Here is a 12,004-nt window from a genome sequence, read left to right as displayed (position 1 = left end):
CGGATGCCGGGAGGCGGGTGACGATTCGTGGCGAGCAGGTGGGTACGGCCTATCACCTGCTCGATGTTGTGGAGTTTCTGCGTCGTTCTGGCATGCCGGAAGCGCACATGGGGATCGATGATCCGGATCTGGTCGAGTGGCGTGGCGGCGATTCAAGAATGTGGCGCGTGGAACCGTAGGAGCAGTTGTTCGTACCGGTCTGTCGTCTCACCGGGCGGCGAGGGGGACGAGGGCCTTGTAGGGCTGGGGACAGCGGCCGGAAACGCGGATCGCGGTACCGGCCGAGGGTTCGCGATCCGTCCTCGGCCTGGAGTTGCGGGCGCTGCTGCCCACCGACGTCAAGGCCGAAGAGATCAAAGCGACCCTCGCCGACGGGATACTCACCGTGACCGTCCCCAAGGCCCGGGCCGCCGAGCCACGGCACATCGAGATCACTGGAGCCTGACGGGGCGCCGCGGCACGAGCCGACATGTGCAGCAGGGCGGGCGGCGCGATCGCTGTCCGACCCCGATTCACGTGCGGTACCTCGCGTCAGCCGATGTGCGGTCGACGAAAGCGTACGGACCATGACCGGTACCTATGCCCTGATCAGTCCCGCCGGGAGCCCGGAGTTCCGCGAGGGTGTCCCGGACCGGATGCGCAAGGACGCCGACCCGCGGCATGGCGCCCTCCGCGTTCACCATTCAGCGTTCCTCATGGGGGCGGGGCGGGCCGAGCTGACCGGACGGCTTCTGGTCGTCGATGGCGGCGGACGGGCTGACACGCCCCGGCGGTGATCGCCAGTACTTGCGGCGCGGCGGCCGACCCCGTACGGCGCTGGCTGACCTCCGCAACGGTGGTACAGCGCCGACCGCTGCGGCCGCATACTCACCGTCGTCCCCGTCACACCGCCGCAGGTGCGTATGCGACCGCTGTCCCCAAGCGTGTCCGCTGCCATATCGGCGGTCCGGGCCCGGTGGCTGCCGGCCACGGCCACGGCCCCGGCCGCATACCGCTGGGCGGAGGCGCCCCTGGCGCAGAAGCGATCCCGGAATGCGGGGCAAGACGCGCATCTGTGGGGGTGTCCCCTGCCGGTGGCCGTCCCGAGCGGTCAGGCGGCCGGCAGGAGGGCGGGGGTGGGTTCCTGCTCTGGTCGCCTCCTCTTCGGCGACCGGGCGTTGCTCCTCTACCGCCGTGCCAACTCCGAGTGTCGACAGGAGTATCCGAAGTACACACCGAGCCCGATCACGAACCACACAGCAAAGCGCACCCACGTCTGCCAGTGCAGGAAGGTGATGAGCCAGAGCGAGAAGACGATCCCGACCGCCGGCACCACGGGCATCCCGGGCGTGCGGAAGGTGCGCGGCAACTCCGGCTGCCGGTACCGCAAGACGATGACCGCCACGCACACCACGACGAACGCCAGCAGGATGCCGATGTTGGTCAGCTCGGCCGCCTCGGCGATCGGCAGAAATCCGGCGATGGCCGCCGACGTTCCTCCGACGATCCAGGTCACACGCGTGGGCACGTGCCGCGTGGGATGCGTCTTGGCAAACCACTTCGGCAGGAGCCCGTCGCGGCTCATCGAGAACCACACACGTGTGACGCCCAGCATGAAGGTGAACATCACGGTGAGGATGCCGATGATCGCGCCGACCGCGATGACGTCCGCGATGCCACTGAGCCCCACGGACTTGAACGCCGTTGAGAACCCGCTCTCCGGGTCGATGTCCTGGTAGTTCTGCATGCCGGCCAGCACCAGGCAGGCCGCCACGTAGAGCACCATCGAGATGGCGAGCGAGTAGATGATCGCCTTCGGCATGTGGCGCCGGGCGTCCTTGGACTCCTCGGCGGCGGTGCTCATGGCGTCGAACCCGAACACGGCGAAGAAGACGGTCGCGGCTCCGGTGAACGCTCCGCCGACGCCGAAGGGGAAGAACGGGTGGTAGTTCGCGGTGTTGATGTGGAAGACACCGACGCCGATGACCAGCAGCACAACCAGGAGCTTCAGCACCACCACAGTGGTCTCGAAGCGCGCCGCGCTCCTGATGCCCAGGTTCAGCAGATACGCGATCAGCAGACACAACAGGGCGGCGAACAGGTCAACCCGATGCCCGGCCCCCGTACCAGGAGCTCCCAGCATCCACGCCGACAGATCGAGGCCCGTTTCGCCGACCAGGAAACCGAAGTATCCCGAGATGCCGATGGCGACCACGGCGACGATCGCCGTGTATTCGAGCAGCAGATCCCAGCCGATGAACCAGCCCGCGAGTTCACCGAGCACCGCGTACCCGTAGGTGTAGGCCGATCCCGCCTTCGGGATCAGGCCCGCGAACTCCGCGTAGCACAGCGCCGCGGCGGCGCTCGCCGCGCCCGCGATGAGGAACGACACCACCACGGCGGGGCCGGCCGTGCTGCCTGCTACCGCGCCCGCCAGCGCGAAGATGCCCGCGCCGATGATGCCGCCCATGCCGATTGCGGTCAGCTGCCACAGCCCCAGGGACCGTTCCAGTTGCGTGCCCTCGGTGACCTCGGTCTCCTCGATGTGTTCGATGGGCTTGCGGCGCAGGACGCCCCGGCCCATTCCGAGTCCGGCCAATGGACCTCACCTCTTCCCGCACGGCAGTCACTGACGGCCGATCATGATGACCCGGCCCCTGTCCGTACAGAAGACGACGCACCCGGTCCTGGACGAGGTCCGAGTAACGGTCGGCGTTCTCGTCGCCTGCCTCCGCGTACGGCCCGATTCCCCGTCCCGTCGGCTTCGCCTGGCCGTGGGGCGACGCCCTGCGGGTCCTGGACGAGGCCGCCCCGACGTCCGCGTGGTCAACCTGGAGACCAGCGTCACGCGCGACGGCGAGTTCGCCCCCGACAAGGACGTGCACTACCGGATGAACCCCGCCAATTTCCCCTACCTGGCCGCGCCCCCCGATGTCTGCGTCCTGGCCAACGATTACGTCCTCGACTTCGGCCCACGCGGGCTGGACGGGCGGGGCCGGTCGACGCGAGCCGGCCGACGACCAGGGCCCTGGCCACCTCGCCGCCGGGCTGGCCGCCCAGCCCGTCGGCGACCGCGGCGACCAGCGGCGTACCCAGTGGGAACACCAGTGTCTGCGGACTCTCGGTCACGGCGGCGCACAGCGTCCACGGCCCGACGACCAGGCTGTCCTGTTCCGGCCGCGCATCAGCCCCGGGTGGCTCAGCGCGCTCACAGCGACGTACGTCACCGGACGCCACCGCCTTCGCCTACCGGACCCGTGGGTCGTGTGACCGTCGATTCCCCATGCCTGTGCGGTCTCATGTCGCCCGGCACTTGCGCAGGAACCCGCGCAGTCGCCGCAGTGGCCACGTGTTGATCACATCGTCGGGGGTGAGCCATCCGCGTTGTGCCGTGCCGATTCCGTAGCGGAGGTACGCGAGGGTGGGGACCGAGTGGGCGTCGGTGTCGATGGCGAACTTCGCCCCGTGGCTCCTGGCGCGGAGGATGTCCTCGTCGCCCAGGTCGAGGCGGTCGGGCTGGGCGTTGACCTCCAGGGCGGTGCCGGTGCGGGCACAGGCGGCGAAGACCTCGTCCCAGTCGGCGTCGATGCCCGGCCGTTTACCGATCAGACGGGTGGTGGGGTGGCCGATGACGTTGACGTGGGGGTTCTCGCAGGCGCGTACGAGCCGCCGGGTCATCGCGTCCCGGCCGAGGTTGAAGTGGGAGTGCACCGAGGCGACGCAGATGTCGAAGCCTTCGAGGAACTCGCCGGGCCAGTCGACCTCCCCTTCGGGGCCGATGTTGAGCTCGGTGCCGTGCAGCAGCCGCATTCCGTGGTGCCTGCCGTCCAGTTCCCGCACGTGCGCGCGCTGGGCGAGGATCTTCTCGTCGGTCATGCGCTGCATGTACAGGTTCGGTGCGTGGTCGGTGATCGCGTAGTACGCGTATCCGCGTACGGCGGCAGCCGACACCATCTCCTCCAGCGGGGCGAGGCCGTCGGTGAGGTCGGTGTGGGTGTGCAGGTCGCCGCGGATGTCCTGCTCGGTCACCACCTCGGGCAGCTCGCCGCGCAGACCGGCTTCGATCTCGCCTCGGTCCTCGCGCAGCGGGGGTGGGATCCAGGGCAGGCCGAGCCGGGCGTACACCTCGTCCTCGGAGCGGGAGGCGACCCGCTTGCCGCCGTCGGTTTCGAACAGGCCGTACTCGGAGAGCTTCAGCCCCAGGTGGACGGCGATCGTGCGGGTGCGGATGTTGTGCGCCTTGGAGCCGGTGAAGTACTGCATCCCGGAGCCCCACGATTCCGGCCGTACCACACGCAGGTCGACCTGGACGCCCTTGACGGTACGGATCGAGGTCTTCTTCTCGCCGTGTGCGATGACCTCGGCGGTGGAGGGCAGTTCGGTGAGGGCGTCCATGAAGGGGGCCGACCGGCGGGCGGCGACCAGGATGTCGATGTCGCCGATGGTTTCCTTCATGCGGCGCAGTGAACCGGCGTAGGCGCAGTGTTCACAGCCGGTGATCCGGGAGAGTTCGGCGACGATGTCCTCGGCCGCCTCCATGGCGGTGCTCAGCAGGATCCGCCCTCCTGCCTGCTGCATGAGGGCGATGCCGTGCAGGATGTTCTCCTCGGTTTTCTCCCCGAAGCCCTTCAGGTCGCGCAGTTTCTCCGACTTGATGGCGTCGGCCAGCTCGCTCACCGAGGAGATGTGCAGATCCTCGTAGAGGACCGTCGCCTTCTTGGGGCCGAGGGTGGGGATGGTGATGAGCTGCCGTACCCCTGCGGGAATCCGGGCCCGCCGCTCCTCGACCACCGTGACATGGCCGGTGCGGAAGTACTCGATGACCTTCTCGGCGATGGACCTGCCCACACCCGGGATCTCTTTCAGACCCGCGACGTCGAGGTGGGAGACGTCGGCGGGATGACCGCCGATCGCGCGGGCGGCCTTTTCGTAGGCGCGCGCTTTGAACGCCTCGCCTCCGGTGATGGCGATGAGGTCCGCGTACTCCTGAAGGAGCGCCTCGACCTCCTCGTTGGGCCGGACCACGTCTCACAGTCTAGGAACCGATCTGTCCGGCATGCCAGTTGAGGGCAGGTGCCCGGCGGCACTACGACCGGACAGAGGTGGTCGCACTTCGAAGTGCTCTCGAGGCTGACAGCGGTCACCAAGAATCGCGACTGGCCACCGACACCAGGCCCCTCCAGCCCTCCAGCGCACCGAAGTCGTGGGCCCAAGGGTGTACTGGAAGTCAGGAGGATCCGCGCAGCGAGAGGTCTGAGGCAATGCGGTCTGGGATTGCCTCACCCGGCCCCGGGATGCCCGCGCAGTGCGCATGCGGGACTGTGGAAGGGAGAGGAAGGGAGCCTGCTCCACGGCGGGCCGCATGCGGCAGCCGGAGGAGGGCATCACCAGGATCCGCCGCGATCCCGGCGAACTGCACCGGTCCGGCGGCGCCCAAGGAATTCGGCATGAATCCCCGGGAGAGGCGATGACTGATCCGATCGTGGTCGGGGTCGACGGCTCCGGGCGCAGCCTGCGGGCTCTGCTGTGGGCTGCGCAAGAGGCATCACTGCACCATTGCCCACTGCGCATTGTCCACGTGCTGTCCCTCGAGCCCGGTCCCGTGCCGGATTCCCGGATCATGAGTGAGGCCACCGCGATTGCCAAGCAAGCCCACCCCGAGCTGGAGGTGATCTCTGCCGAGTTCGACGGCACGCCGGCGGCCGCATTCCTCTCCGAGTCCGAGCGGGCGCACACCGTGGCTCTGGGTGCCAAGGGCAGAGGAAGCTTCGGGACCGTGATGCTCGGTTCGGTCGCCCTGCAGGTCGTCGGACATGCCGCGAGCCCGGTGGTCGTCGTCAACCACGTTCCTCTCGACCAGGGCCGCGTCACCGTCGGTGCCGACGGTTCGGCTCACTCCCAGGCCGCTCTGGAGTACGCCTTCAAGGAGGCATCCTTGCGCGGTGCACAGCTTCAGGCACTGTACGCCTGGAGTCCCTCCGGAGGGCCCGCGCCGGTCAGTCTTGCCCAGGACGAGATCGACGCGGAACACCGGCGTGCGCTGCAGGAGTGGCTTGCTCCGCTGCGCCAGGATCATCCGGATGTGGAGGTCGTGGAGGAGTTGGCACACGAATCCCCGGTTCTCGCCCTGGCCCGTGCCTCCGACCGGTCCGACCTGCTGGTCGTCGGCTCCCGCGGTCGCGGCGGCTTCCGCGGGCTGGCCCTCGGCTCGGTCAGCCACGCCCTTCTCCAGTACTCCCTGTGTCCCATGGCGGTTATCCGTCCGCGCACGCAACCGGCCCGGTCGTGACACTGCCCGCCTCGGACGCGCAAGGCGGCATGGCGGTGGCGCTGAACGACAGTCCCGCCCAAGCCGTCCTACGGGCTGCCGCGGGCGCCGGACTGCCGGGTGGCGGCGTGCCCGCGCCCGTGCACGGCAGGCGCTCGAACCCTGGCGTCGGCCAGGGTTCGAGAGGCCCCTGTTGTCTGCCCCACGCGGCTCTGTGGCCGCAGGTTCGGCGGGGCTTCACTGACCTTTGCTCCCGCATGAGTGAAGCGTCCGGGCCGACGGGTGGTCATTGGTCCGCGATCCGTACCACGGCGAGCGTGACGTTGTCGGGTCCCCCAGCTGCGATGGCGGCCTTCCACAGTTCGAAGGCGGCCCGACCGTCGTCGTACTCCCGCAGCAGTCCGTCGAGGACGTCCCGTCACCGACCGGACAAGAGGCGTTCCCAACCGGCAGGACCCTCTGGACGCTCCAGGGCGGCTGGTCGCCGTCCAGGACGGGCGCCGTCCGCTGTGGGTGTCGCAACTTCGGGATGCCAGACCACGTGGACGGATGCCCGAACGGCCGGTGCATGAGCTGAGAATGGAGCGGAAGCGTGAGCACGTCGCGTGCGCGAGGGGCGGTTGTCGTCGGGGTGGATGCCACGCCGGGCGCCAGGCTGGCTCTGGCCTGGGCGGCGGACGAGGCGGCGCTTCGGCGTCTGCCGCTGCATGTGGTGCTCGCCGTTGACGTGCCAGGGCTGGAGGAAAGCTCAGCCGAGCTGACGTCGTTGTGGACGTCGTGGGGCCCGGCGGTCCGTACCGTCTACGCGACGGTGCTGGAGGAGGCGCGGGACTTTGCCGTTGGACGGCATCCGGGGCTCACCGTGCTCGCCGAGCTTGCCGACGGCTCTCCGGCGGACGTCTTGCGGGCCCGGGCACCGGGCAGCGCCATGGTGGTGATCGGCTCGCGCCACCGCGGCATCGTGCGGGATCTGTTCAGTCGCGAGGCGGTGGGGCAGCCGCTGGTCACGCACGCACCGTGCCCGGTCGTCGTGGTCCGCGAGCCGGAGCTCGTGTCGCACGCTCCGCCCCAGGTCGTGGTGGGGGTGGACGGTTCGGCCGTGTCGATGGAGGCGGTGCGGTTCGCCTTCGAGGAGGCTGCCTTCCGCGAAGCCCGCGTGATCGCGGTGTCGGCCTGGCAGCCGCCCCACCTCCGCGACTTGGCTTTGGAGGACGCGCAGGACGAGGCACGGCGGGTACTGGCGGAGTCCACGGCAGGCTGGCAGGAGAAGTACCCCCAGGTCGAACTCCGGCACGCGGTGATCCGCGGCCACCCGGTACGGGTGCTCAGCGACGCGGCCCAGTGGGCGGTGCTGCTGGTGGCGGGCAGCCGCGGGCTGGGCGGATTCTCCGGACTGCTGCTCGGCTCGGTCAGCCAGGGCCTCATGCACCATGCACCCTGCCCGGTCGTCATCGTGCCGCACCCTGCCGGGAACGGGACGCCCTGACCAACCGCGACGGTAGAACCCGTCGGCCCCGAGCGCACGTCAGCCCTCCGGACAGAGGAGGTCGCCCCCGCGGAGGCCAGAGGGCGCCAACACAGGCGGCGTCGGCGAGACCGGCGTGCGGCCAGGTGCCGTCGACCGCACAGTCACGCGGCACCTCGTCGGTACTTCTCCGGGGGCATGTCCACCCCCGCGGCCAGTGCGGGCCGTCCGTACGATCGATTCACGCGCCGCGGACCGTCTGTCCTTCGTCGGGACGTCCTCCGGCAGCGGCTGGTCAGACGCTGCGTGCCACCACGGCCTCGACGAATCGGCCCACCTCCTTGTCGGGGAGGTTGCGGGCCAGGTCGGCTTCGCTGATCATGCCGACCAGCTGCTTGTCCTCGTCGACGATGGGCAGTCGGCGGATCTGGTGCTCCTCCATCGTCTCCAGGACGTGTTTGATGTCCGTGTCCGCCGTTGCCGTGAACGGCTTTCCCCGGGCCAGTTCACCCGTGGTCATCTTCTTCGGGTCGCTGTCGGCGGCCAGGCATTTCACCACGATGTCCCGGTCGGTGATGATCCCATGCAGCTTGTTGTCGTCACCGCAGATCGGCAGCGCCCCCACATCCAGGTCCCGCATGCGGCGCGCTGCGGCGTCCAGCGTCTCGTGCTCGCCCACGCACTCGGCCCCGGTGTGCATGACGTCTCGTGCACTGGTCATGGAAGCCTCCTCAAGACAGGGAATCGGGTCGGCTCGGAACGGCTTGGATTGGCTTGCGAAAGCTGGCCACGCGGCCCGATCGCGTGATCGCCTCCTGATGCCCTGAGCTGTACTCCATCCTCACGCGGGTCGTTGCACCCCGCATCCGAGGCGAGGCCGGGGTGCGTCTCGCTGCCGTGCGCATCTGTTCTCTGCGGGGGCGAGGATGGAGGTACGGGGCGCACGCGTCGCCCACCGTGTTCGTCCTGGACAAGGAGGTCGGATCGTGTTCTACATGGATCGTCGTGATGCCGGCCGGCAACTGGCCGCCCGGCTGGAGCACCTCAAGGGGGCTGAGGTGGTGGTGCTGGGTTTGCCCCGTGGAGGGGTTCCGGTCGCCGCAGAGGTCGCCGAGGCGCTCGGCGCACCGCTGGATGTCTGCCTGGTGCGGAAGCTGGGCGTGCCCTTCCAGCCGGAGCTGGGGATGGGAGCGATCGGGGAGGGCGGCGTACGCGTGATCAACGACGACGTGGTGCGCACCGCGCGTATCACCCCGGATGAACTGGCCGAAGTCGAGGCCCGTGAGCGGGAAGTGCTTCAGAGCCGCGCCCGGCGGTACCGGGAAGGGCGGGAACCGGTCGGCTTGAAGGGCCGCACGGTGTTGGTGGTCGACGACGGGGTGGCCACGGGGTCGACGGCGCGCGCGGCCTGCCGGATCGCCCGTGCCAGGGGAGCGGCACGGATCGTGCTGGCGGTCCCTGTGGCGCCGCACGACTGGACCGCTCGACTGGGCGGGGACGCCGACGAACTGGTATGCCTGCATACCCCGCGGATCTTCTATGCGATCGGAGAGTTCTACGCCGACTTCTCCCAGACCGACGACCATGAGGTCGTCGCCTGTCTGGAAGAGGCCATGGCCCGACCGGTGAGCACCCGACGGACTGAGTCGCATCACGCCGTGCCCGAGGACCGGGAGGCGGACGTGCAGGCCGGTGCGACCGTGCTGCGTGGGCAGTTGACGGTGCCCGAGGGTGCGACCGGAGTCGTGCTGTTCGCGCACGGCAGCGGCAGCAGCCGGCACAGCCCCCGTAACCGGTTCGTCGCGGCCGGGCTGAACCGGGCCGGGCTGGGCACCCTGCTGTTCGACCTGCTCACCGAGGAGGAGGAGATCGACCGGGCCAACGTGTTCGACACCGGGCTGCTGGCCCGGCGTCTGGCGGACGCCACCGGCTGGGTGCGCGGTCAGCCGGAGACCCAGGGGCTGGCTGTCGGGTACTTCGGTGCGAGCACCGGCGCGGCCGCCGCGTTGTGGGCGGCCGGCGAGCCGGGGGCGCGGATCGCCGCGGTCGTCTCCAGGGGCGGCAGGCCCGACCTGGCCGGGCCACGGCTGCCGGCGGTGACGGCGCCCACGCTGCTGATCGTCGGGGGCCACGACGAGTTGGTGCTCGGCCTCAACCGCGATGCGCAGGCCCGGCTGCGCTGCGAGAGCCGGCTCGCGGTGGTTCCCGGCGCCACCCACCTCTTCGAGGAGCCCGGCGCCCTTGAGCAGGTGACCGAGCTGGCCCGTGACTGGTTCACCGACCACATGGCCCCGGTTCCGCATGCGGCGGCCTGAGGCTGGACCCGTGCTCCGGTCACAGGCGGGTGCTCAGGTGGAGCGGCACGGTCCCTGCGCTTCCCCTGTACCTCGTGCCGGAGCGTCTTTGGTGTCCAGCGCCAGGATCCGTATGCCGGCCCCGGTGAGCACCGCCGCGCGAACCACGAGAACGGCCGACGGGACACCGAACCATCCGCGGCATGGCGGCGGTAGGACGCCGACACTCCCACGATCTCCTGGCCAAGATGTAGAGGAGACTGGGCTGACGCTGCTGCGCAAGCCCGACGGACGCCTGGCCGTCACTATCGGCTACGAGCTCGTTGCTGCGGCTCGCCCGCCCAGGGGCCGGCAGGTAGGGCGGTGAACCGCGTGGGGCCGTCGACCTGTCGCAGGTGAGACAGCATTTGGTGGCGCGGTGACGTGCCGGGTGGGCGTTTGCCCGGGGCAGGAGTCGCCGACGGGACGTGGCTGTGCGTCGCGCGTAGCTTGGACGTGGACGGTACCCAGGACGTGGTCGCCCTGGCTTCCGCCGCGGGGAGTCGTCTCGGGGTGCGTGTGGAGGGTGATGGCCATGGTGGTGGACACCAGCGTGGTCGAGGCCCGTCGCCGGTCCGAGCCGGTGGAGCCGGGTGACTCGTCCGACCTGCTGGGCCAGTACCTGAAGCAGATCGGTTCCACTCCCTTGCTCAGCGCCGCGGAAGAGGTGGACCTGGCCCAACGTATCGAGGCCGGGGTGTATGCCGACCATCTGCCGCGCGAGGCCGCCGACGGGCGGGAACTCCTCGCTGGCAGGCGTCGTGACCTTCAGGAAGTGGCCCGCGACGGTCAGCACGCCAAGGACCATATGATCCGCGCCGACCTGCGGCTGGTCGTCGCGATGGCCAGGAAACGCTACGGCCGTCGTGGCCTGCCCTTCCTGGACGTTCTCCAGGAGGGGAACCTGGGCCTGATCAGGGCGGTGGAGAAGTTCGACTACACCAAGGGCTACACGTTCTCGACCTACGCGACGTGGTGGATCCGGCAGGCGATCGAGCGGGGCCTGGCCCGCCATGCCAGGACGGTACGGCTGCCCCTCGAGGTCGTGGAGGATCTCGGCAAGCTCGGCAGGGTGGAGCGTCGGCTGCAGCTGGCGCTGGGCCGCGAGCCGACCGTGGAGGAGGTGGCGGCCGAGAGCGGCTTTGCCGGCGAGAAGGTGACCCGGCTGCGCGAGGTGGGCCAGCAGGCGATCAGTCTCGACACCCCGGTGGGTGAGGCGGGCGATACCGTCGTCGGTGACCTGATCGTGGACACCGAGGTGCTGCAGGCGCCGGAGGTCGCGGAGTACCGCGCCCTCGCCGAGCAACTCCACGCGATGATGGGCAGGTTGCAGCCGCAGGAGGCGCTGGTCCTCACCCTGCGCTACGGCTTCCACAACGGACGGCCGCGGACGGTGAAGCAGACCGCCGACCAGGTGGGGCTGACTCCCGCGCGGGTGCGCCGGCTCGAGAAGCAGGCCATGGCGCAGCTGCGTGCCCCGGAGCACCGCACGCCGCTGGCCGCGTGGGCAGGCTGACGACGATGTGGCGGCGGACGCCGGACGCCCGAGGGACCGTGCTGAGAACGCTCAGGGCGTCGAACCGCCCCAAGCCGCCCCGAGAGGTCAGGACCGAGACGTATAGAGAGGTGTGGAGTACGCCCTGATGAACGCCCTGCTGGAGATCGACGGAGGCGCTTGCTCCGGATCGGGCATGATCGTTCGCCAGGCAGTGGCCTGCGCGGCCGTGACGGGCACCCCGGTTCATCTGCGCCATGTCCGGGCACACCGACCGCGTCCGGGACTGCGACATCAGCACCTTTGCGCGGTCGAGGCGGTGTGCCCTGCCGGTCACCGCTCATAGCCAGTAAACAACGATCGACTGGTGCCCGCAGCGAACAGGGGCTTTGGCGCGTATCGCCGGGCCTTCCTGGCGCTGTGACCGGAGGACGGCGCTGCCCTGACCGCTTAGCCTGGGACCA

At 69.7% G+C, this 12,004-nt stretch carries 11 protein-coding genes and 3 pseudogenes; 9 read left to right on the top strand and 5 right to left on the bottom strand.

What is annotated here, in order from left to right:
- Positions 1 to 17 precede the first annotated feature (17 nt).
- The 3 genes from IE239_RS23120 (at position 18) to IE239_RS23110 (ending at position 776) form a co-directional block, all read left to right on the top strand.
- Complete coding sequence (locus IE239_RS23120; RefSeq protein ID WP_308435407.1) at positions 18 to 179, top strand: hypothetical protein; 162 nt, start codon at positions 18 to 20, stop codon at positions 177 to 179.
- Positions 180 to 313: 134 nt separating this feature from the next.
- Positions 314 to 445: an Hsp20/alpha crystallin family protein gene (locus IE239_RS23115; protein WP_308435406.1), complete on the top strand. Its 132-nt coding sequence runs from the start codon at positions 314 to 316 to the stop codon at positions 443 to 445.
- A gap of 121 nt (positions 446 to 566) precedes the next feature.
- Positions 567 to 776 (top strand): hypothetical protein, encoded by a 210-nt coding sequence (locus IE239_RS23110; protein ID WP_190151285.1) that lies wholly within the window; start codon positions 567 to 569, stop codon positions 774 to 776.
- A gap of 389 nt (positions 777 to 1,165) precedes the next feature.
- On the opposite strand, the gene IE239_RS23105 is transcribed toward IE239_RS23110, so the two are convergent.
- Entirely contained in the window at positions 1,166 to 2,578 is a 1,413-nt protein-coding gene (locus IE239_RS23105) for an amino acid permease (protein ID WP_190151284.1), read from the bottom strand.
- A 43-nt stretch (positions 2,579 to 2,621) separates the two neighbouring features.
- On the opposite strand from IE239_RS23105, the pseudogene IE239_RS42295 reads away from it, so the two are divergent.
- Positions 2,622 to 2,906, top strand: a pseudogene (locus IE239_RS42295) (hypothetical protein); the annotation flags it as partial.
- Between the two features lie 61 nt (positions 2,907 to 2,967).
- On the opposite strand, the pseudogene IE239_RS42290 reads toward IE239_RS42295, so the two are convergent.
- A pseudogene (locus tag IE239_RS42290) lies at positions 2,968 to 3,206 on the bottom strand (serine/threonine-protein phosphatase); the annotation flags it as partial.
- 70 nt (positions 3,207 to 3,276) lie between these two features.
- Complete coding sequence (polX, locus tag IE239_RS23095; RefSeq protein WP_190151283.1) at positions 3,277 to 5,004, bottom strand: DNA polymerase/3'-5' exonuclease PolX; 1,728 nt, start codon at positions 5,002 to 5,004, stop codon at positions 3,277 to 3,279.
- 442 nt (positions 5,005 to 5,446) lie between these two features.
- Here polX and IE239_RS23090 point away from each other — a divergent pair, with 442 nt between their 5' ends.
- Positions 5,447 to 6,268, top strand: a complete 822-nt coding sequence (locus IE239_RS23090) for a universal stress protein (RefSeq protein WP_190151282.1) — start codon at positions 5,447 to 5,449, stop codon at positions 6,266 to 6,268.
- Positions 6,269 to 6,533: 265 nt separating this feature from the next.
- Here the strand turns inward: IE239_RS23090 and IE239_RS43295 are convergent.
- Positions 6,534 to 6,656, bottom strand: a pseudogene (locus tag IE239_RS43295) (serine/threonine-protein phosphatase); the annotation flags it as partial.
- A 183-nt stretch (positions 6,657 to 6,839) separates the two neighbouring features.
- On the opposite strand from IE239_RS43295, the gene IE239_RS23085 reads away from it, so the two are divergent.
- Positions 6,840 to 7,733, top strand: coding sequence for a universal stress protein (locus IE239_RS23085; protein ID WP_190151281.1), 894 nt, complete (start codon positions 6,840 to 6,842; stop codon positions 7,731 to 7,733).
- A 274-nt stretch (positions 7,734 to 8,007) separates the two neighbouring features.
- On the opposite strand, the gene IE239_RS23080 is transcribed toward IE239_RS23085, so the two are convergent.
- Complete coding sequence (locus IE239_RS23080; protein ID WP_190151280.1) at positions 8,008 to 8,433, bottom strand: CBS domain-containing protein; 426 nt, start codon at positions 8,431 to 8,433, stop codon at positions 8,008 to 8,010.
- Positions 8,434 to 8,698: 265 nt separating this feature from the next.
- Between IE239_RS23080 and IE239_RS23075 the strand changes: the two genes are divergently transcribed.
- From IE239_RS23075 to IE239_RS43290, 3 genes are all read left to right on the top strand, one after another.
- Entirely contained in the window at positions 8,699 to 10,027 is a 1,329-nt protein-coding gene (locus IE239_RS23075) for a phosphoribosyltransferase (RefSeq protein WP_190151279.1), read from the top strand.
- A 553-nt stretch (positions 10,028 to 10,580) separates the two neighbouring features.
- Positions 10,581 to 11,561 (top strand): sigma-70 family RNA polymerase sigma factor, encoded by a 981-nt coding sequence (locus IE239_RS23070; protein ID WP_229878257.1) that lies wholly within the window; start codon positions 10,581 to 10,583, stop codon positions 11,559 to 11,561.
- A 127-nt stretch (positions 11,562 to 11,688) separates the two neighbouring features.
- Positions 11,689 to 11,886 (top strand): RNA 3'-terminal phosphate cyclase, encoded by a 198-nt coding sequence (locus IE239_RS43290; RefSeq protein WP_190151277.1) that lies wholly within the window; start codon positions 11,689 to 11,691, stop codon positions 11,884 to 11,886.
- Positions 11,887 to 12,004: the final 118 nt, after the last annotated feature.

Source organism: Streptomyces humidus (assembly GCF_014649655.1).
Lineage (GTDB): Bacteria > Actinomycetota > Actinomycetes > Streptomycetales > Streptomycetaceae > Streptomyces > Streptomyces humidus.
The sequence above is the reverse complement of the archived record's forward strand: the minus strand, read 5'-3'. Positions and strand labels throughout refer to the sequence as shown.

Excerpts from the sequence above, each read along its gene's own strand:
- IE239_RS23110 (WP_190151285.1), top strand. The coding sequence starts at position 567 with ATGACCGGTACCTATGCCCTGATCAGTCCCGCCGGGAGCCCGGAGTTC.
- IE239_RS23090 (WP_190151282.1), top strand. The coding sequence starts at position 5,447 with ATGACTGATCCGATCGTGGTCGGGGTCGACGGCTCCGGGCGCAGCCTG.
- IE239_RS23080 (WP_190151280.1), bottom strand. The coding sequence starts at position 8,433 with ATGACCAGTGCACGAGACGTCATGCACACCGGGGCCGAGTGCGTGGGC.
- IE239_RS23070 (WP_229878257.1), top strand. The coding sequence starts at position 10,581 with ATGGTGGTGGACACCAGCGTGGTCGAGGCCCGTCGCCGGTCCGAGCCG.
- IE239_RS43290 (WP_190151277.1), top strand. The coding sequence starts at position 11,689 with ATGAACGCCCTGCTGGAGATCGACGGAGGCGCTTGCTCCGGATCGGGC.